This is a genomic window from Arthrobacter sp. HMWF013 (assembly GCF_003061105.1).
Lineage (GTDB): Bacteria > Actinomycetota > Actinomycetes > Actinomycetales > Micrococcaceae > Arthrobacter.
The window spans coordinates 1-19,935 of sequence record NZ_QAIQ01000122.1 but is presented as its reverse complement, the minus strand read 5'-3'; the positions used below and the strand labels follow the sequence as shown (position 1 = coordinate 19,935).

General features: G+C 62.3%; 15 protein-coding genes and 1 pseudogene. 11 read left to right on the top strand and 5 right to left on the bottom strand.

What is annotated here, in order from left to right:
• Window positions 1-7: 7 nt before the first annotated feature.
• The 7 genes from DBR22_RS05635 (at window position 8) to DBR22_RS05600 (ending at window position 8,537) form a co-directional block, all read left to right on the top strand.
• Complete coding sequence (locus DBR22_RS05635) at window positions 8-979, top strand: ABC transporter permease (RefSeq protein ID WP_108598175.1); 972 nt, start codon at window positions 8-10, stop codon at window positions 977-979.
• A 196-nt stretch (window positions 980-1,175) separates the two neighbouring features.
• A complete protein-coding gene (locus DBR22_RS05630) occupies window positions 1,176-1,955 on the top strand; it encodes an ABC transporter permease (RefSeq protein ID WP_219928077.1) in 780 nt (259 codons plus the stop codon).
• Window positions 1,952-3,832: an ABC transporter ATP-binding protein gene (locus DBR22_RS05625; RefSeq protein ID WP_108598173.1), complete on the top strand. Its 1,881-nt coding sequence runs from the start codon at window positions 1,952-1,954 to the stop codon at window positions 3,830-3,832. The genes DBR22_RS05630 and DBR22_RS05625 overlap by 4 nt, the downstream gene beginning before the upstream one ends.
• Window positions 3,833-4,190: 358 nt before the next feature.
• Complete coding sequence (gene hxlB, locus DBR22_RS05620; protein ID WP_181365042.1) at window positions 4,191-4,790, top strand: 6-phospho-3-hexuloisomerase; 600 nt, start codon at window positions 4,191-4,193, stop codon at window positions 4,788-4,790.
• A gap of 54 nt (window positions 4,791-4,844) precedes the next feature.
• Entirely contained in the window at window positions 4,845-5,468 is a 624-nt protein-coding gene (gene hxlA, locus DBR22_RS05615; RefSeq protein WP_108598171.1) for a 3-hexulose-6-phosphate synthase, read from the top strand.
• A gap of 514 nt (window positions 5,469-5,982) precedes the next feature.
• Complete coding sequence (gene zwf / locus DBR22_RS05605) at window positions 5,983-7,551, top strand: glucose-6-phosphate dehydrogenase (protein ID WP_181365041.1); 1,569 nt, start codon at window positions 5,983-5,985, stop codon at window positions 7,549-7,551.
• The gene (locus tag DBR22_RS05600) at window positions 7,548-8,537 is read left to right on the top strand and encodes a glucose-6-phosphate dehydrogenase assembly protein OpcA (RefSeq protein ID WP_108598169.1); all 990 of its coding nucleotides are present in this window, start codon (window positions 7,548-7,550) and stop codon (window positions 8,535-8,537) included. Before zwf ends, DBR22_RS05600 begins: the two co-directional genes overlap by 4 nt.
• A 136-nt stretch (window positions 8,538-8,673) precedes the next feature.
• On the opposite strand, the gene DBR22_RS05595 is transcribed toward DBR22_RS05600, so the two are convergent.
• On the bottom strand, window positions 8,674-9,984 hold the full coding sequence (locus tag DBR22_RS05595; RefSeq protein ID WP_108598168.1) for a helix-turn-helix transcriptional regulator: 1,311 nt from the start codon (window positions 9,982-9,984) through the stop codon (window positions 8,674-8,676).
• A 247-nt stretch (window positions 9,985-10,231) separates the two neighbouring features.
• Between DBR22_RS05595 and tkt the strand changes: the two genes are divergently transcribed.
• The 4 genes from tkt to DBR22_RS05575 all read left to right on the top strand — a co-directional run bounded on the left by tkt (window position 10,232) and on the right by DBR22_RS05575 (window position 14,785).
• Window positions 10,232-12,325, top strand: a complete 2,094-nt coding sequence (tkt, locus tag DBR22_RS05590; RefSeq protein ID WP_108598167.1) for a transketolase — start codon at window positions 10,232-10,234, stop codon at window positions 12,323-12,325.
• 104 nt (window positions 12,326-12,429) lie between these two features.
• A complete protein-coding gene (gene tal / locus DBR22_RS05585; RefSeq protein WP_108598166.1) occupies window positions 12,430-13,551 on the top strand; it encodes a transaldolase in 1,122 nt (373 codons plus the stop codon).
• A gap of 34 nt (window positions 13,552-13,585) precedes the next feature.
• Complete coding sequence (gene rpe, locus DBR22_RS05580; protein ID WP_108598165.1) at window positions 13,586-14,302, top strand: ribulose-phosphate 3-epimerase; 717 nt, start codon at window positions 13,586-13,588, stop codon at window positions 14,300-14,302.
• 9 nt (window positions 14,303-14,311) lie between these two features.
• The gene (locus tag DBR22_RS05575) at window positions 14,312-14,785 is read left to right on the top strand and encodes a ribose-5-phosphate isomerase (protein WP_108598164.1); all 474 of its coding nucleotides are present in this window, start codon (window positions 14,312-14,314) and stop codon (window positions 14,783-14,785) included.
• 962 nt (window positions 14,786-15,747) lie between these two features.
• Here DBR22_RS05575 and DBR22_RS05570 read toward each other — a convergent pair.
• The 4 genes and pseudogenes from DBR22_RS05570 to DBR22_RS05555 all read right to left on the bottom strand — a co-directional run.
• Window positions 15,748-17,235, bottom strand: a complete 1,488-nt coding sequence (locus DBR22_RS05570) for a glyceraldehyde-3-phosphate dehydrogenase (protein ID WP_108598163.1) — start codon at window positions 17,233-17,235, stop codon at window positions 15,748-15,750.
• A 972-nt stretch (window positions 17,236-18,207) separates the two neighbouring features.
• Window positions 18,208-18,570, bottom strand: a complete 363-nt coding sequence (locus DBR22_RS25215) for a cupin domain-containing protein (protein ID WP_108598162.1) — start codon at window positions 18,568-18,570, stop codon at window positions 18,208-18,210.
• Window positions 18,571-19,097: 527 nt separating this feature from the next.
• Window positions 19,098-19,736: an MBL fold metallo-hydrolase gene (locus DBR22_RS05560; RefSeq protein ID WP_108598161.1), complete on the bottom strand. Its 639-nt coding sequence runs from the start codon at window positions 19,734-19,736 to the stop codon at window positions 19,098-19,100.
• Window positions 19,736-19,935: pseudogene (locus tag DBR22_RS05555) on the bottom strand (S-(hydroxymethyl)mycothiol dehydrogenase); the annotation flags it as partial. The gene DBR22_RS05560 and the pseudogene DBR22_RS05555, both read right to left, overlap by 1 nt.

Here is a 19,935-nt window from a genome sequence, read left to right as displayed (position 1 = left end):
GAGAGTCATGAAAAGGCTGCGCGGGGGAGGCATCCCTGGCTTCGTTCTACGCCGGGCCCTGCTCGGAATGCTGGTCCTGTTTCTGGTCTCGGTCATTGTCTTCGCCGCGACCCAAGCACTAGGCGATCCTGCCCGGGCGATACTGGGCCGCGAAGCGACTCCGGATCGGCTGGAGGTACTGCGAAAACAGCTGAACCTCGATCAGCCTGTGCTCACCCAGTATCTGTCTTGGTTTAGTGGAATATTCCACGGGACGTTTGGAACGTCGCTGGCCTCGCAGTTACCCGTGGGTGACATGCTCGGTCCGCGCCTCGTCAACTCCGCGCTCCTAGTGGTGTGCGCGGCAGTCATCTCGATCCCGTTGTCCATCATTATCGGCTCGTATGCCGCCCTGCGCCGGGAGCGGAAATTTGACAAAGTGAGCTCTAACGCGATGCTGGTGCTGACGGCGTTGCCGGAGTTTGTCGTAGCCGTCCTGCTGGTGATTCTGTTTTCCACCACCGTCCTGCACCTGCTCCCTGCAATCAGTCCTGTTCCTCCGGGCCATTGGCCCTGGGAGTACCCGGATGGACTGATCCTGCCGGTCGCCACACTTGTCATCGCTGTGGCGCCATACGTTTCACGCATCATGCGTGCCTCGATGATCGAGGTACTGGAAACCGACTACGTCGAGATGGCCCGGCTCAAAGGGCTGCCCGAACGTACAGTTCTGTATAAACACGCGCTACCGAATGCCATCGGCCCAGTCTTCCAGGTGATCGCAATAACTCTTGCCTATCTCGCCGGAGGCATCGTCGTAGTCGAATACGTCTTCGCGTACCCAGGGATCGGCAGTTTGCTTCAGGACGCTGTGGTCAACCACGACATTCCGGTCGTGCAGGCCCTGGCAATGATAATCGCCGCCGTCTACGTCATCCTCAACATGTTTGCTGACATCGGGACGATCATTGTCACCCCTCGACTGAGGACACGTCTGTGAGCACCACGCGCAAACATTTTCTATTCTCTGTATTTCACACCACCGCCGAACAACCACGACGGGACTTCGAATGAGCCAGACCGTAGCAGCACCCCCACTCCCAGAGAGCGCCGACACAAAGGCCCCGTCCGGGCGCTCTTCGACGCTACTGGCTCGATCGTTGCGGCTGTGGCGCTCCCGGATCGGGGTGGCGGCCGTGGCCCTTTTGGTGGCCATCGCAGTTTTCGGTCCGCTACTGGCGCCATCCGCCCCCGACAAGTTCGTCGCGCTCCCGAACTCACTGCCAGGCACCAGCGGCACGGTTTTCGGCACTGACTACCTGGGCCAGGACGTCTGGAGCCGCTTCCTAACCGGCGGGGGCGAAATTCTGGTACTGGCCGTTGTTTCCACTGCCATCGGTCTCGTGCTCGGGGTCGCCATTGGCTTGATATCCGCGTACTCGCGCAACGCTTGGGATGATGTCCTGATGCGGGGCATGGACGTTCTCATGGCGTTCCCTCAGATCATGCTCGTCCTCGTTGCGGTCAGCCTGGTCGGGCCCGAAACCTGGATCATCGTCCTCGCGATCGCTTTGACGACAGCGCCCCGGGTGGCGCGGGTGGCGCGAGGGGCGGCACAGCCGGTTGTAGAGCGTGACTTCATTGGCGCAACCCAGGCAATGGGCATGTCGCGGCTACGGATCCTGTTCGGAGAGTTGTTACCCAACATCCTCGGACCGCTGATGGTTGAGGCAAGTCTCCGATTGACTTACTCCATCGGCATTATTGCGACACTGGCCTTCCTCGGACTATCCGGGAATCCTAACAGCCCGAACTGGGGGACGATGATACAGCAGAACCAGACAGCGTTGGCCACTCAACCTTGGGGCGCTCTGCTACCGATCATTGCGATCGCCCTGCTCACAGTAGGCAGCGGCCTCATAGGTGATGGAATCGCCCGTGCCGCCGCAGGAATCGATCGGGAGCGTGCTGCATGAGCATCGACCAACAAGCCGCAGTCACAAAGACCGGAGCGGCCGTAACTGTCCGCGGACTTCAAATAGCGACGACGTCGGGAGTCCCAGTCGTCACCGACCTGTCGTTCGAAATTGCCGCGGGCGAGGTGCTCGGAGTTGTGGGCGAGTCCGGCTCAGGGAAAACTACGGTGGGGCTATCCCTGCTCGGACACGCGCGTCGCGGGCTCAAGATCGTTAGCGGCAGCGTTTTGCTTGGTGACCAGGACGTCCTTGAGATGGATGACGTTGCACTTCGTCGCCTTCGCGGATCGCTGGTCTCGTACGTGCCCCAGGATCCGGCTTCGTCCCTGAACCCTGCACTGCGGATTGGCGTACAACTGCGTGAGGCACTGAAAGCGCACGGTTCCACCAGTGATGCTGAAAATACGGCGCGCATTGCCGAAATGATGCGCGAAGTTGCCCTCCCCGACGACCCGGAGTACCTACGCCGCTACCCCCACCAGCTCTCAGGCGGGCAGCAGCAGCGCATCGGACTCGCAATGGCCTTTGCCAACCGCCCGCGACTAATTGTCCTCGACGAGCCGACCACCGGGCTCGATGTCACCACCCAAGCCACTGTTCTGGCAACGGTGCGCGATCTGGCCGCCGCTTATGGCTCAGCCGCACTCTACGTGAGCCATGACCTCGCGGTAGTTGCCGCCGTAGCGAGCCGGGTCGCAGTGATGTATGCCGGTCGGATCGTGGAACTGGGTCCGGCCGACCAGCTTTTCGAGTCTTCGGCCCACCCCTATACCCGGAGACTTGTGGGTGCAATCCCACGGCTGACCGGCAGTCGCGTCCTCGTCGGGATTCCCGGTCACGCCCCATCCCCGGGGTCACGCCCCCCTGGCTGCGCGTTCGCGCCCCGCTGCCAACTTCACTCGCCAGAGTGCGACGAAAAGGTGCCCGAGCCGCTACAGGTCGTGGGCGGTCACACTTCGCGCTGCATCAAGGCACTCGAGGTGGTGAAGTTACAGGCGGTGACGCCGGGAGAAAGGGTGCAAAGCCCTCGTGTCGATTCCTCCGCTCCAGTGCTCAGTCTCAAGAACTTAGTAGCTCACTACGGCGACACCGAGGTGCTCCACTCGATCAATCTGGACTTGGAGCACCATGAATGCCTGGCCATCGTGGGTGAGTCCGGTTCCGGCAAGACCACCACAGCCCGTGCGATTGCCGGTCTCCATCGTGACTGGACCGGCAGCATTCGACTCGGCGATCTCGACCTTGCAACCTCCGCCCATGCCCGGAGCACGGACGTCCGACGCCAGATCCAGTACGTATTCCAAAATCCGTACGGTTCGCTGAACCCGCGCAAGTCCGTGGGGGAGACCGTCGGCCAACCGCTGCAGGTCTTCGGCATCGCTTCTGGCCGCGAAGCGGACCATCGGGTCGCGGAAATGTTGGAGCAGGTATCGCTGTCCGCCAGCTACGCCCGTCGATACCCCGACCAACTTTCGGGTGGCGAGCGGCAGCGTGTTGCCATTGCCCGGGCACTGATCTCATCACCGTCGGTGCTCGTATGCGACGAGGTCACCTCAGCCCTCGATGTAAGTGTGCAGGCAGCGATCGTTGAACTTTTGGGCAACCTGCAGCGCGAGCTCGGGCTGTCGATGGTCTTCGTTACCCACAACCTGCCTTTGGTGCGCTCCATTGCGCAAAAGATCGTCGTGCTCGCCAACGGCAGCATCGTCGAGTACGGCGATACCGCCGCCATCCTCGGGAACCCCCAGCAGGAGTACACCCGTCACCTGATCTCCAACACGCCCTCGCTAGAGACCGCAAGGATGGAAGCCGTCGAGCTTGCCTCTGAGTTCGGTCCAAGTCACGCCCTGCACGTCACACGTTCGGCGGGAATCTGAGCGTACGCCGGAGAGGCACTAGCAGAGCGAATTACTCGTTATCAAGCGACCCGCCCAGCATGCTATTCCACGAACGAGGTGCGGTCGCGATAACGCCTAACCCGGTCTTACCGGAAAACGGAAACTGTCAGCAGGATACTGGCGTCACCCAACCCGGTCTGGCGGATCTGACGTGCCTCATGACCTACAGCTGCGTTCATCTTGGCAGGCCGGGACCTGGGGTCCGACCAATCCTAAAGTGTAGTCAGAACCGTCAGAAATCATCGTTACCTATACTTTTTCGTTTCGCGAAGATTGATATCAGCCAGAACGCATCATTCGACCGAGACGGTCCGATGACCAAAGCAGAGGATAAATTTTGAATCAGACAGAAAGTGCGGTGCGTACTGCGTACAGCAGCACAGCTGACATTGTCCGTAATCTGTCTCTCGTCACCGACGAGATCGCGGACACGGCAGCCAAGATCGATGGACAGCAGGTGGCGGATTTGGCCCGCCACCTCTCCCACCCGGGGCGCGTATTCGTGGCCGGGGCAGGCCGAAGCGGGCTGGTCCTGCGTATGGCCGCAATGAGGCTGATGCACCTGGGCTTGGATGTGCATGTGGCCGGCGACACCACCACCCCTGCAATCCGGTCCGGTGACCTGCTCCTGGTAGCCTCCGGATCGGGAACGACCTCGGGAGTGGTCAAGGCTGCGGAAACAGCGGCGACAGCCGGGGCGCGGATTGCCGCGTTCACCGCCAACCCAGGTTCGCCGCTGGCAGGTCTAGCAGACGCAGTGGTAATCATTCCCGCTGCGCAGAAGACCGACCACGGCTCCAGCGTCTCCCGCCAGTACGCCGGATCCCTCTTCGAACAGGTGCTTTTTCTAGCGACGGAAGCAGTCTTCCAGTCGCTGTGGGATAACACGGAAGTGCCTGCGGAAGAGCTCTGGCTCCGGCACGCCAACCTCGAATAACCGAGCCTCAAATTTCCACCAACGGCAATTCCGAATAGAAAAGAAAACAACATCATGAAACTTCAAGTCGCTATTGACCTCCTCACCACCGAAGCCGCTCTCGAACTGGCTGGCCAGGTTTCCGAACACGTTGACATCATCGAACTCGGCACCCCGCTGATCAAGGCCGAAGGACTCTCTGTCGTCACCGCCATCAAGGAAGCTCACCCGGACAAGATCGTTTTCGCGGACCTCAAGACCATGGACGCTGGCGAACTGGAAGCTGACATCGCTTTCAAGGCCGGCGCGGACCTGGTCACCGTGCTCGGCGCTGCCGACGACTCCACCATTGCCGGCGCCGTCAAGGCCGCCAATGCCCACAACAAGGGCATCGTCGTGGACCTGATCGGCGTGACAGACAAGGTTAGCCGCGCCAAAGAAGTCCGCGCATTGGGTGCAAAGTTCGTAGAGATGCACGCCGGCCTGGATGAGCAGGCTAAGCCTGGCTTCGACCTGAACGGACTGCTCCGTGCCGGAGCAGAAGCCCGCGTTCCGTTTTCCGTTGCAGGCGGCGTAAAGCTCGCCACCATCGCAGACGTGCAGAAGGCTGGCGCTGATGTCGCCGTCGCCGGCGGCGCCATCTACGGTGCAGCCGACCCGGCACTGGCAGCCAAACAGCTCCGCGCCGCCATCGTCTAGCACTTCGATAACGGCGGCGTCCCGCACTCTAGAAGCCGCGAAACACCGCCTCCGGCTGCAGGCCCCCTGTTACTTCAGGGGGCCTGCAGCTGCCGTATGGGTCCCTGTGCTGCCGCGGTAGACCGTCACCATGGGCAGCACATGTTTCGGTGGAAGACCTAAAACGATCCTGCTACAGGGATTTGACTTGCTCCCAAGAGGAGGGGTCTTCGTACACGGAAAATCCATCCCTGAGGAAGGAATCTGTTGATAATGCATTGTCAGGCCTCACATATCTTGGAAGTCGTCGTTACAGAACCGCGTCGGCTTTACGAGTTGCTCGACGACGCAGAGGCAACGCTCCGGCAATTGGCGATGCCCTATGGCCAAGCGGGAATTCTTGTCACTCGCCATGATCCCAGCCGCTATACCCTCACGCTCAGCGACACGGTGTCCTACGGCGAAACCCACGAGCAGATACTCTCGTGACCGTCGGTCGACGGCTACACCGCCTTGCGGAAAGTTAGAAGCAACCATGTCAGTCACTTACGCTGATTCAAGGATGAGGTCTGGGCAACAGTCAGGGCGGAATCCGCTTCGGGATCCGCGTGACCGTCGTTTGAACCGGATCTCCGGTCCGTCCTCGCTGGTGCTCTTCGGAGTCACCGGCGACCTTGCCCGCAAGAAGCTCATGCCGGCCGTGTACGACCTGGCCAACCGCGGGCTGCTGCCGCCGAGCTTTGCGCTGGTGGGTTTTGGGCGCCGGGAGTGGACTGATGAGGATTTCGCCGGTCAAGTGAAGGCCTCCGTGCAGGCCTACGCCAGGACACCGTTTGATGAGGCGGTGTGGAACCAGCTGTCCGAGGGCATCCGTTTTGTCCAGGGTGAGTTCGACGACGACGGCGCTTTTGAGCGTCTGGGCGAGACCATCAAGGAACTCGACGATGTCCGCGGCACCCGCGGCAACCACGCGTTCTATTTGTCGATCCCGCCGAAGGCGTTTGAGCAGGTCTGCCGGCAGCTGTCCAAGCACGGCCTGGCGCAGGCCGAGGGCGAGAAGTGGCGGCGGGTGGTGATCGAGAAGCCGTTCGGGCACGACCTTGAGTCGGCCCGGAAGCTGAACGACATTGTGGAGTCGGTGTTCCCCGCGGATGCGGTGTTCCGGATCGACCACTACCTGGGTAAGGAAACGGTCCAGAACATCCTGGCGCTGCGGTTCGCGAACCAGTTGTTCGAGCCGTTGTGGAACGCGAACTACGTGGACCACGTCCAGATCACCATGGCCGAGGACATCGGCACCGGCGGCCGGGCAGGTTATTACGACGGCGTGGGCGCGGCCCGCGATGTGATCCAGAACCACCTGCTCCAGCTGCTGGCGCTGACCGCGATGGAGGAGCCCATCTCCTTCAACGCCGATGACCTGCGCGCGGAAAAGGAAAAGGTCCTCGCCGCCGTCAAACTGCCCGATGACCTGTCCACCCACTCGGCGCGCGGCCAGTTCACTGGCGGGTGGCAGGGCGGCGAGCAGGTTCAGGGCTACCTGGAGGAAGAGGGCATCCCCGCCAACTCCACCACGGAGACGTTCGCAGCGATCCGGGTGGACATCCACACCCGACGCTGGTCCGGGGTGCCGTTCTACCTGCGTGCGGGCAAGCGCCTGGGCCGGCGCGTGACCGAGATCGCGGTGGTGTTCAAGCGCGCACCGAACCTGTTGTTCCGTGACCACGGGGAGGATGACTTCGGCCAGAACGCCGTGGTGATCCGGGTCCAGCCCGATGAGGGCGTGACCATCCGGTTCGGGTCCAAGGTGCCGGGCACGCAGATGGAAGTCCGGGACGTGACCATGGACTTCGGCTACGGCCACTCGTTCACCGAGTCCAGCCCCGAGGCGTATGAGCGTTTGATCCTGGATGTGCTGCTGGGTGAGCCGCCGTTGTTCCCGCGGCATGAGGAAGTGGAGCTGTCCTGGAAGATCCTTGACCCGTTCGAGGACTACTGGGCCACCCTGGACGAACAGCCCGAACCCTACGCCCCCGGCAGCTGGGGGCCGGCCAGTGCCGATGAGCTGCTGGCCCGCGACGGACGAACCTGGAGAAGGCCATGATTGTAGACCTGCCGGACACCACCACCTCCAAGGTGTCCAAAAAGCTCATGGCGCTGCGCGAGCAGGGCGGCGTGATCGCCCTGGGCCGGGTACTCACCCTCGTGGTGGTCACCAAGTCCGGGCTTGAGGAAGAAGCGATCGAGGCGGCGAACGATGCCAGCCGGGAACACCCCTGCCGGATCATCGTCCTCGCCGACGCCGGCGCCGACGCTGCGGACCGTTTGGATGCGCAGATCCGGGTGGGCGGTGACGCCGGCGCGTCCGAGGTCATCGTGCTGCGCGGCTACGGTGAGCTCGCCCACGAATCCGAGTCCCTGGTGGCCGCGCTGCTCCTACCGGACGCGCCGATCGTGGCCTGGTGGCCGCACGGCGCCCCCGAAAACGCCTGCGAAACCTCCATCGGGCGGATCGCCCACCGCCGGATCACCGATTCCGCCAACGAGCCCGACCCGCAGGCGGCACTGGCCCGGATCCACAAAACGTACCGGGCCGGCGACACGGACCTCGCCTGGACCCGCCTGACCAACTGGCGGAGCCAGCTCGCGGCGGCCCTGGATGAAGTGGACGCCTCGCCGGTGACCGCCGTCGCCGTCGAAGGTGCATCGGACTCCCCGTCCACCATCCTCCTCGCGGCCTGGCTTACCCTCGCCCTGGAAGCACCGGTAACCATCGTGGCGGACCCCGCCGGGACCGGCATCCGCCGCGTCCGGCTCACCCGTCCCGGCGGCGACGTCCAGCTCGTCCGCCCGGGACTGTCCGTGGCCGAGCTGACCCAGCCGGGCCAACCCGCCCAGCGGATCTCGCTGCCGCGCCGCAGCCTCCGCGACTGCCTGGCCGAGGAGCTGCGACGCCTGGACCCGGACGAAGTCTTCGGCAGAACGGTTCGTAGTCTTGGAGCGCCCAGAGTGCGAAAAAAGCCGCGCGATGTTCCTTGGCAGCGGGGAGCCGGGGCGAAACTCAGACTTTTTGCAACTGATGTCGTCTAAGGAAACCCCGATACGGCGGTTGGAATAAACTCACCAGCAGCGGCAGAGGGTGGCACTTCCGTCCCGTGTGCAGCCTCTGCGGCGTCTTGCGTCGTGAGGGCATAGATCTTCGCTGTGCCGCCGAGTCGTCACACCCTTACCTAAGTCCGTGGCTGTGTGCCAGGGCGATGGCCTCAGTGCGCGAGCCGACCTCGAGCTTCCTGAACAGGTTCCGGACATGGAACTTGACGGTATTTTCGCTGATGCCCAGCGTCGAGGCGATGGTCCGGTTGCGGTGCCCGGCAACAAGATGCTGGAGCACCTCGAGCTCCCGGGCAGCCAGATCCCAACCGGCGACATCCCTGGCGGGGCGTGACGCTTGCAGGTCGAGAGGGAGGGTGACAAATACATCCGCACCCCAGCCCGGCATAACCTCGATACGCAGTGTTCCGGTGAGCGCCTGAACCCGGCGGTCCAGGCGGGCGATGCTCGGGTCGTCGGCTTTGAGTGCGCCCCGGCCGTCGTCGCGGACGTTGATCAGCAGGTTTTCGCCGTCGCAGTCCCATTGTGTCCTTACCCTACTGACATCCGGTTGTTCCGTTATGGCCAGCACAAGTCCCCGGACGATGGCCCGCGCCGCGTGCGCAACTTCGCCGGGCAGGGCCCTTCCGTTGAGCGGCGGTTCAATAAATTCGATCTCAATGCCGCTGTATCGTGTAAGCGGCCGCAGGTCCTCCCGCAGACGTTCGAAGGCCTTCGCGACAGGCTCCTCGACTAGGTCCGTCGTGCGGTCACTGTGGGTCCGGAGCCCGATCAACGCCTTGGCGGTGAGGTCAGTGACTGTTGAGCGTGCTGCCGCATCGTCAAGGGAGGATGATCGCAAGGCTGCCAGGAGGGTCTCCAGGGTCGTGGAGTGCAGGTCGGTCAGTTCCGCTGTCACACGAAGGCGTTCAGCAGATGCGGCCCGCGATTCGAGGAGGTACGACGGCGGCGCATCTGCCACTTTCTCCCGGATCCGCCGGGCAGTAAGCCGCCACAGATACGTCACCAGGTCCAGCCTGACGTTGTGTCCCGTATCGGCAAGGTGCGGATCCGTGAGGACGAGAAGGGCATTGCTGGAGGCGTGCTTTAGGGCGAGTACCGGGCGGGGGCGGCCCGCGAGCTCGGCTTCCCCAAACCAAGGTGCCTCATCCGAAAGGGTAGCGCGAAGCGTGTCCAGTTCGGCGATGGAGGCCCGGGAAATGATTTCTTCGGCGCCCGCTTTCTTCTGCGGCCGCCCCGTGCAGTCTTCGGTGAAGATGACCAACGCGCTGCTTGGCACGTAGGGGAGCGTGGCATCACGCAGTCTCTCCGCTATCTGGGTCAGGGGGGCATCTGCCAGGGCCGCCACGCTCTGCAAAAGTGGCCACGGCAGGTCGGGCAGGGAAATGGCTGAATCCTTCACGGGTAGGTCGGCAGCTGTGCTCATTCAGCCAGACTACGGGGGCGATGAGCGTTTTGCCAGTCCTAAAGTGTAGTAAGAACCGTCAGAAAACAGTATTACTCCTACCCGTTCGGTTCGGGATCATAGACATAGCCAGAAGCATCCGTGGCCCGCAAAAGGCCGATGACCGAATCGAAGGGCATAAATCGTGAATCCGACCGCAAATGCGACCCATACTTTGTTCAGCACCGCCGATTCAGCTTCACCTCCTGAATCGGCAACATTAAACTGGATGCCAGAGGACCAGCGCGCCGTGGACACAGCCCGGGTTTTGGCCGCGGACGCCGTCGAAAAGGTCGGCAATGGCCACCCCGGCACGGCCATGAGCCTCGCCCCGGCCGCCTATCTTCTTTTCCAGAAGCTGATGCGTCACGATCCCAGCGACCCGGACTGGCTGGGGCGTGACCGCTTCATCCTGTCACCCGGACATTCGTCGCTGACCTTGTACATTCAGTTGTTCCTATCCGGCTACGGTCTGGAGCTGGACGACCTCAAGTCGCTGCGCACCTGGGATTCCCTGACGCCCGGCCACCCTGAGTACAAGCACACCCCCGGTGTGGAGATCACCACCGGTCCGCTGGGCCAGGGCCTGGCCTCCTCGGTGGGCTTCGCTTACTCGCAGCGCCGCATGCGGGGCCTGTTCGACGCCGACGCTGCCGAGGGCGCGTCCCCGTTTGACCACACGATCTGGGTCATCGCCTCCGACGGCGACATCCAGGAAGGCGTGACCTCCGAGGCCTCCTCGCTGGCTGGGCACCAGGAACTGGGCAACCTCGTAGTGGTCTACGACGAGAACCACATCTCCATCGAGGACGACACCGACATCTCATTCACCGAGGATGTCCTGAAGCGCTATGAGGCCTATGGCTGGCACACCCAGCGCGTGGACTGGACCGAGACCGGCGAATACGTCGAAGACGTCCAGGAACTGTACTCGGCCCTGCTCGCAGCGAAGGCTGAGACGTCCAAGCCGTCCATCATCTCGCTGCGCACCATCATCGGGTACCCGGCGCCGAAGAAGCAGAACACCGGCAAGATCCACGGTTCAGCCCTGGGCGCCGACGAGGTGGCGAGCCTGAAGGAGGTTCTGGGCTTCGACCCGGAGAAGTCCTTCGAGGTGGACCAGGAGGTTCTCGCCCACGCCCGTGCCGTCCTGGACCGCGGAGCAGCCACCCGCAGCGAATGGGATTCCTCGTTTGATGCATGGCGGTCGGCGAACCCTGAGGGCGCTGCCCTGTTGGAGCGGATCGAAGCTAAAAAGCTTCCCGCCGGACTCGATGCAGTCCTGCCGGTCTTCGAAGCCGGCAAGGATGTCTCTACCCGCGCCGCGTCAGGCAAGGTCCTGAACGCGCTGGGCCCGGTCATGCCGGAACTCTGGGGCGGCTCGGCTGACCTCGCGGAGTCCAACAACACCACCATCGAAGGCTCGGCGTCCTTCATCCCGGTCTCCCGCTCCACCGATGCCTGGAGGGGCAACCCCTACGGCCGGGTCCTGCACTTCGGCATCCGCGAGCACGCCGCAGCGTCCATCGTGAACGGTATCTCTCTGCACGGACGGACCCGTGCGTTCTCCGGTACGTTTTTGATCTTCAGTGACTACCAGCGCCCGGCCATCCGCCTTTCGGCCCTGATGGGTGTCCCGTCTATCTACGTCTGGTCCCACGACTCCATTGGCTTGGGCGAGGACGGTCCCACCCACCAGCCAGTGGAACAGCTCGCCTCGCTGCGCGCCATCGTGGGCCTGGACGTAGTCCGCCCCGCTGACGCGAATGAGGTGGGCACCGCGTGGAAGACCATGCTGGAAAACCACGAAAACCCGGCAGGTATCGTCCTGACCCGTCAGAACGTGCCCACTTTCGCCCGCGGTACCGGCGCAGCACAGGGTGACACCTTTGCTTCCCCGGCGGGCGTCGCAAAGGGCGGCTATGTGCTGGCCGAAGCAGCCAAGGACGGTGCCACCGTTCCGGCCGACGTGATCCTGATCGCTACCGGCTCCGAGGTCCAGCTGGCCGTCCAGGCCCGCGAAGCGCTCCAGGCCGAAGGCATCGGCGCCCGCGTCGTTTCCATGCCGTGCGTCGAGTGGTTCAACAGGCAGGACGCGGCCTACCGTGAGTCCGTGCTGCCAGCCGCCGTCAGGGCCCGCGTCTCCGTGGAGGCCGGACTGGCCCTGGGCTGGAAGGAATTCGTCGGCGACGCCGGTCGTTCCGTCAGCCTCGAACACTACGGCGCCTCCGCTGACTATAAGCGTCTGTTCCAGGAGTTCGGCATCACCGCCGAGGCTGTTACCGCAGCCGCCAAGGACTCCCTAGCCGCTGCCCGCATCTGACCAATGCCAGCACTGCTGGCCGTACCGCGGGACGGTCTCATGGGGGACGTCCGGCGGTGCGGCCACAAATTGTCACCAGCCCACATATTTTGAAGGAAGAAGCCATGGCCCACGCAACCCTAACCGCCCAGCTATCCAATGCCGGTGTGTCCATCTGGCTCGATGACCTCTCGCGTGAGCGTCTCGACAGCGGCAGCTTGCAGAAGCTCATCGACGAAAAGAACGTGGTGGGTGTGACCACCAACCCGTCCATCTTCCAGGCCGCCATCACCTCCGGCTCGGACTACGACCCTAAGATCGCCCAGCTTGCCGCCCAGGGCGCCGGCGTCGAAGAGACCATCTTCGAAATCACCACGGCCGACGTCGCTGACGCCTGCGACCTGTTCGCACCGATCGCCGCCGCAACCAACGGCGTTGACGGCCGTGTCTCCATCGAAGTTGATCCCCGGCTGGCCTGGGACACGGCCGGCACCATCGTCGAGGCCAAGAACCTCTACAAGAAGGTGGACAAGGACAACGTCCTTATCAAAATTCCCGCAACCCCCGAAGGCCTCGAGGCCATCACGGCAACCTTGGGCGAAGGCATTAGCGTCAATGTGACCCTGATCTTCTCCCTGGACCGCTACCGTGCGGTCATCAACGCCTTCCAGTCCGGACTGGAACTGGCCAGGGAGAACGGCCACGACTTGTCCACGATCCATTCCGTGGCGTCGTTCTTCGTCTCCCGCGTGGACTCCGAGATCGATAAACGCCTCGACGGCCTCGGCATCGATGAAGCCAAGGCACTCAAGGGCAAAGCTGGCGTTGCCAATGCCCGCCTGGCCTACCAGGTCTACGAGGAGCTCTTCTCCACGGAACGCTGGGCAGTGCTGGCCAGATCCGGAGCCCTCCCTCAGCGCCCCTTGTGGGCCTCCACCGGGGTCAAGGACCCGGCCTACCCCGACACACTATATGTGACCGGTCTGGTTGCTGCCGACGTCGTCAACACCATGCCCGAGAAAACCCTCGACGCCACCTTTGACCATGGCGTCATCACCGGGGACACCATCACCGGCATGTATGAGGATTCCAACCGCGTGCTGAACGATCTGGGCGCGCTGGGCATTTCCTACAACGAGGTGGTAGCACTCCTAGAATCTGAAGGCCTGAACAAGTTTGTTGCTAGCTGGAAGGAACTGCTTGCCGACGTCGAAGGCGCACTGGCCAGCGCACGGAAGGCACCCTGACCCGAGCTTTGACTGCTAGCGAAAGGCAGACATCATGTCCGCATCACTTCTGAACTGCTGCATCAACCCCAGCATCCTCTCGGCCGACTTCGTCAACCTCGAAGCCGAGCTTTCCCGCATAAGCAACGCTGATGCCGTCCACGTGGATGTCATGGACAACCACTTTGTACCCAATCTGACCATCGGCCTGCCTGTTGTGGAACGACTGAACAAGGTCAGCCCCGTCCCGTTGGACGCGCACCTGATGATTGCCAATGTGGACCGCTGGGCACCCCTGTACGCCGACGCGGGCCTAAGCTCTGTCACATTTCACGTTGAGGCGTCCGAGGCACCCATCAAGCTTGCTCGGGAACTTCGCGCACGCGGGGCCAAAGCGGGCATGGCACTGCGCCCGGCCACACCGGTGGAACCCTACCTCGACATGCTCCCCGAGCTGGACATGCTGTTGATCATGACGGTAGAGCCGGGCTTCGGCGGCCAGGCATTCCTGGACGTCATGCTGCCCAAGATCCGGCGCGCGCGCGCAGCCGTTGAGGGCTCCGGGGTGAACGTGGCTATCCAAGTCGACGGCGGCATCACGGAGGAAACCATCACTCGGGCCGCGGGGGCCGGTGCCAATATCTTCGTAGCCGGATCGGCCGTATACGGCAAACCGTCCCCTGCAGATGCCATCGAGTCACTGCGCACCAACGGTCAGCTCGCCTTCGGCCCCGGTGCTCGCGTCGACGCCGCCGCATCCCAACCAGCCTAAGGACCATTCATGCGCGTACACGTCGCAACCGACCACGCGGGTATGGAGCTAAGCTCCCACCTCATTACTGCATTGTCTGCAAACGGCTACGAAATAGTAGACCACGGGCCAGCGGTCTATGACGCCGAAGACGACTACCCGACGTTCTGCATTAGGGCTGCGACCGCCGTCGTGGCCGATCAGGCCGCGGGCGTTGATGCCCTGGGGGTAGTGCTGGGCGGCTCTGGTAACGGCGAGCAGATCGCGGCGAACAAGGTAAAGGGCGTCCGTGCGGCCTTGGCCTGGAACCTTGACACGGCGAAACTAGCCCGCGAACACAACAACGCCAATGTGGTGGCCGTAGGCGGGCGGCAGCACACCGTTCAAGCGGCCATCGAGTTGATTGAGGCATTTCTTGCAGAACCATTCAGCAATGCGGAGCGCCACGAGCGCCGTATCGGTAAGATCGCCATCTATGAAGCAACCGGCAAGGTTGCGGAGTAGCAGACAGTAACTCTGGTCTTGTGCGTTTGGCCACGTCCTCCACGTGGCCAAACGCACCGGGGTTGTTAGCCGGCGATAAGAGCAAGCGAGAGCCCGGAGGTTGGTCGATCGTCAATGTGAAGAACCTCACCATCCCGGACGGCAGCGGCTGGGCCAAGGAGACCCGCAGGGCAGGTGCATCTCTCTAACCGGGCAACAGCTACTGCAACGGCAGTCCGGACCGTGCGTGCGTCGTCATTGATGATCATCCCTGGTCGCGATGCCGGACCCCACGGTGACGAAACAGCCGCTCACCGCAGCAAGCGGTATTAAAAAGACGGTAAGCCCGTCTGCTGCCCGCGCCGTCACCGTCAAGTGCATGCTCTACGACAACGGGTCAGCCTACAAATCAGATCTTTGGCCGGGACACTTGCTAGGAGCTGAAACTTCATGGCTGGAGACCGGGCCTACCGTCCGCAGACCAGCTCAACAGCGAACGATAGCCACAACACCGGGCCGACAGTGAGGCTTTCAAAAGGTTTTACAATCATGAACCTTATTCATGACTGGTCCGGACTGGTCAGCAGGACGACTGGCCGCACCGCCCTCGAAGTTCGAGTGTCTTTCCGTGGCTTATCCATCTTTGAGAAGTGCGCGGCCGGGACGCGCCGAAGGTTTCACTGCTAAAAGAAACCGCCGCCGCCGCAGGCGCTAGATGGCCTGCCACATCCTAGTGGGCGCTAAACGCCTTATCCGCAACAAGAAGGCGGAATTCATGGGACCGCACCCTTAGTCGGCGCCCACCGCCTGTCAGCCGATTGACCAATCCTGCTGATCAGGTACAGCGAGCACCCGCGGCTCATTGGGCCTGGTGGGGAGTATTGATCTCCTTCGGAGAGCTCAGGCTACTTCACTGGTGTTACTCACCGGCATCGACCGGCGGCCTGGTAAGGGGCCGCGGTTCGGATAAGCAGTGGTTGCATCTATCTCAGGGCGGCAAGCGCCGATACGAGTCCTTCAGCGGCGTCCGTGGCGGGGAAGGATGGTCGGTTCACACCGGCCATTTCTTCCATCACGCGGACCACCTGGCAGCTGTAGCCGAACTCGTTGTCGTACCAGACGTAGAGCACCAGGTTCTTCTCGTTCGAGATGGTGGCAAGGCCATCCACGATTCCGGCGCGGCGGGAACCGACGAAGTCCGTGGAAACAACCTCGGGCGAGTCGATGTAGTCGATCTGCTTGCGCAGGTCCGAGTGCAGCGACATTTCCCGCAGGTATTCGTTGACCTCGTCCTTGGTGGTTCCGTTTTCCAGGCTCAGGTTCAGGATGGCCAGCGAAACGTCCGGGGTGGGGACGCGGACGGAGCTGCCGGTGAGCTTGCCCAGCAGTTCGGGCAGGGCCTTGGCGACGGCCTTGGCGGCACCGGTTTCGGTGATCACCATGTTCAGCGCGGCCGAGCGGCCGCGGCGGTCGCCCTTGTGGAAGTTGTCGATCAGGTTCTGGTCATTGGTGAAGGAGTGGACGGTCTCGACGTGTCCGTGGACCACGCCGAACTTGTCGTTGATGGCCTTCAGGACCGGGGTGATGGCGTTGGTGGTGCAGGATGCGGCGGACACAATCTGGTCCGTGTCCGCGATCGTGCGGTGGTTGATGCCGTGGACGATGTTCTTCAGTTCGCCCTTGCCCGGGGCGGTCAGCAGCACCCGTGCCACGCCCTTGCTCTGCAGGTGCTGGGACAGGCCTTCGGCGTCACGCCAGCGGCCGGTGTTGTCCACCACGAGCGCGTTGTTGATGCCGTAGGCGGTGTAGTCGATGGTGGCCGGGTTGTCCGAGTAGATGACCTGGACCTGGACGCCGTTGGCGGTGATGGTGTTGGCTGCCTGGTCAACGCGGATGGTGCCTTCGAAGGAGCCGTGGACCGAGTCGCGGCGCAGCAGGCTGGCGCGCTTGGAGAGGTCGTTGTCCGAGCCCCTGCGGACCACGATGGCGCGCAGCCGCAGGCCGTGGCCGCCGCCTGCCTTTTCGATCAGGAGGCGGGCCAGGAGGCGGCCGATGCGGCCGAAGCCGTAGAGCACGACGTCGGTGCTGGTGCGGTCGTCGGCGCCGTGCTTGCCCACGATCTCTGCAAGCTCTTCGCGGAGGAACTCCTCCAGTGTGGCGTCGCCGCCCTCTTCCTTGAACTTCTGGTTCAGCCGGGCGATGTCGATGGCCGCCGCACCGAGGTCCAGCCCCGCCAGGGTGTTCAGCAGCGGGGCCGTCTCCTCGAGGGGCAATTCGTCTTTAGTGATCCGACGCGCGAAGCGGTGCGCCTTGAGGATGTTCATGGTGGACTTGTTGATCAGGCTGCGGCCGTGGATGCTGGTGACCACGTTGTTTTCGCGGTACAGCCGGCCGATCACCGGAATCATGGCCTCGGCGAGGGCCTCCCGGCCCATCCACGTTTCACGAAAAGAATCTGAGCTTTGTAGCATCGGGCTGCCTTCCAAAAAGGGGTAGGATCTATTTGCGCGTGGGCGCGGAATTGTCTAAGGGCTTCGCCGGCCCGCTTTTGCCGCCTTGCTGTTTTTGCCCGTGGGCTTCCTGACAGATGTCCAAAAGCATTCATCCCTGACTTTTCTCAGGCGGCGGTGGGCCCAGCATCCATAGTCCCGTTATTTGCGAGTAGGCGAAACGCTAATTCGGGATGGTATGAACAGCCCTTTTGGATAGGATGCTGTGGAGGTTCGTGTGCCCTATCGATGCCGAGCTGCGTTGGGGCCGACTAGGAATTGATTAAGCTTGCATCACCGGCGCAGGCGTAAGCATTTTGCCCCTGACGGGGGCGGCTGTAACTTTTTAACGGCCGAGTTGGATACGGCGTCACGTTGATTTGCCACACCGCCGCACGATGCTGCGGTTCTCTCCCTGACGCTGACCCGCAAAAGGACCGGCGCCGCTCACATGTCTACGTCCTGACTGCCGGATTCAAACCCCGGACTCTACCGAACAACTGCGACAGGTAGCCGCAGCCTCGGCACGTTAAGGAGCTCTCGCCACCCTGTCCGGGGACGTGGCCCCAGTGATGCAGGGATGTGTTGGGGGAGACTCACTAGTCCGTTTCCGGCCCCTCGCAGTAGTGACAGCCGTCTTCACAACCAGGCAATTCAGTGCTGACAATTGGTGGAATAGCCGGCTCATTAGTGTCGGCATCCGGAGGATGAAGTGGCTCTCGAAGGGCGCTCTCAGGCCTTAGAGGGCTAGTAGCATTCAAGGTAAGCTCCAAGTGCAGGACGGAAAGTCTGGTTTACATGAGGGGACTCACCCCGGCGCCAGGCTTCCAGGCTACTTACCGGTCCGCCAGCGGCTTTACGAACGTCACTGTTCCGCCGCAAGACGCTAGACCTGACTACTGGAGCGATGCTTCCTCTATTGTGTGCGGCCTTGCAGGTTAACTGTTCGGAAGGTCATGCTGAATAAATGACATATACCTTCCGCAGACGCTCATGCACGGTCCACGTTCCGGTCCACCCAATAGGGAAATAAGCGGTGTCACCAGCGGAGAGGTGGACTTCGTCCCTGCCATCGCGCTTAACACTCATTTTGCCCGAGAGAACATGAATGATTTCGCCCCTGGTGAGGAATTCCCATCTGGACTGCCCCGTTTCGGTCTCCCAGGTGCCCGAAGAGATGCGTCCATCCTCAGTCTTGAAGGCGCTAAAACTACGAACGGTTATGTCACCGGTAAGTGGCGTGGCGCTGGGTGGGGCGAGGAGTGTTTCTTCTAGCTCACTGGAAGGGAGGTCGGCTGCGCGAAATGCGGTTGTCATATGGGAATGTTTCTCTTTCTTGAGGAGGCTTGGGCGGTTCAGCAGCCATGGTGAGGCAGCCCAGAGCGGAAGGCTCGAGAGGCTGCATGGTGCCGAGCGCGTGAATCGCAGTCCTAACAAAGCGCGTACACAGTTCTTCGCCTAAGACGATGGATGCGATTCCAAGTTGCCCGGTGATGCCATTCACCAAGCCATACAACTGAAGTATAGGATCATTCAGAGGATCTTTTCAACTGGGATGATGAAAGAAAGCATTCACTTCTCACTGGGGCATTATTTTTCCGTAACCTAACTCGGCTACCAACAGTCGCCCTTTGTCGGTGCCCCCAAAAGGAGCGTAAACGTAGCCCATCCTCCGGAGAACGAAACGGCACTGACATGAACTTGGCCTCGCCAGACTAGGAGCGGACAACGTCACGATGATGTGGCTTTGTGCGGCCGCTGAGCCTGACAGTCAGGCCTTTTTTGGTCTGCATCCAGAGGCCTTGGAACAAAGGGCGATCAGCATCACCTGAACGCCCCTTCGCTCAATGCTTTGCTGGCGCAGAGTGATCCAGCCTTGAGAAGTTTTCCTGCTCTGCGGCGATGGTGGTGTTGTCGCCGTGTCCGGTGCGGACCACCGTGTCACCGGGCAGCGTCAGCAACCGTTCGCGGATCGAGGTCAGGATGGTGGGGTAGTCGCTGTAGGAGCGCCCGGTGGCACCGGGCCCGCCGTTGAAGAGCGTGTCCCCGGTGAAGACCGTTCCTTCGCTTTCCAGGTAAAAGCAGGTGGAACCGGGAGAGTGGCCCGGTGTGTGGATAGCCTGGAGCGTCACTCCACCCACCTGTAGCTCGTCCCCGTCACTCAGGTCACGGTCAGGCTCCGAATCAGGGTAAACCTGCTCCCAGAGGACTTGGTCTCCCGGATGCATGTAAATGGGCGCGCCGACGGCGTCCGCGACCTCCCAAGCGGCGCCGATGTGGTCGTTGTGCGCGTGGGTCAGCAGGATGGCCTTGACCTTCCGGCCACCCACCTGGTTGATGGTGGCGGAAGCGTCGTGGGGGGAATCAATGATGATGCATTCCTCGTCGTTGCCGACGATCCAGACGTTGTTGTCGACGTCCCAGGTGCCGCCGTCGAGCGAAAAAGTGCCGGAGGTGACCAGGTTCTCGATCCGGATGCCCATCAGGACTCCACACCCGCGGCAGGCAGTTCAACAACGGAGCGCAGGACCTTGCCCTCGTGCATCTTCTCGAAGGCTTCCTCTACCTGGTCGATGCTGATCCGCTCGGACACAAAGGCATCCAGGTCCAGGTTGCCCTGCTTGTAGTGGCTCACCAGCATCGGGAAGTCGCGGGAGGGCAGGCAGTCGCCGTACCAGGAGG

Excerpts from the sequence above, each read along its gene's own strand:
- DBR22_RS05635 (WP_108598175.1), top strand. The coding sequence starts at position 8 with ATGAAAAGGCTGCGCGGGGGAGGCATCCCTGGCTTCGTTCTACGCCGG.
- DBR22_RS05625 (WP_108598173.1), top strand. The coding sequence starts at position 1,952 with ATGAGCATCGACCAACAAGCCGCAGTCACAAAGACCGGAGCGGCCGTA.
- hxlA (WP_108598171.1), top strand. The coding sequence starts at position 4,845 with ATGAAACTTCAAGTCGCTATTGACCTCCTCACCACCGAAGCCGCTCTC.
- zwf (WP_181365041.1), top strand. The coding sequence starts at position 5,983 with ATGTCAGTCACTTACGCTGATTCAAGGATGAGGTCTGGGCAACAGTCA.
- DBR22_RS05600 (WP_108598169.1), top strand. The coding sequence starts at position 7,548 with ATGATTGTAGACCTGCCGGACACCACCACCTCCAAGGTGTCCAAAAAG.
- DBR22_RS05595 (WP_108598168.1), bottom strand. The coding sequence starts at position 9,984 with ATGAGCACAGCTGCCGACCTACCCGTGAAGGATTCAGCCATTTCCCTG.
- tkt (WP_108598167.1), top strand. The coding sequence starts at position 10,232 with ATGCCAGAGGACCAGCGCGCCGTGGACACAGCCCGGGTTTTGGCCGCG.
- tal (WP_108598166.1), top strand. The coding sequence starts at position 12,430 with ATGGCCCACGCAACCCTAACCGCCCAGCTATCCAATGCCGGTGTGTCC.
- rpe (WP_108598165.1), top strand. The coding sequence starts at position 13,586 with ATGTCCGCATCACTTCTGAACTGCTGCATCAACCCCAGCATCCTCTCG.
- DBR22_RS05575 (WP_108598164.1), top strand. The coding sequence starts at position 14,312 with ATGCGCGTACACGTCGCAACCGACCACGCGGGTATGGAGCTAAGCTCC.
- DBR22_RS05570 (WP_108598163.1), bottom strand. The coding sequence starts at position 17,235 with ATGCTACAAAGCTCAGATTCTTTTCGTGAAACGTGGATGGGCCGGGAG.
- DBR22_RS25215 (WP_108598162.1), bottom strand. The coding sequence starts at position 18,570 with ATGACAACCGCATTTCGCGCAGCCGACCTCCCTTCCAGTGAGCTAGAA.
- DBR22_RS05560 (WP_108598161.1), bottom strand. The coding sequence starts at position 19,736 with ATGGGCATCCGGATCGAGAACCTGGTCACCTCCGGCACTTTTTCGCTC.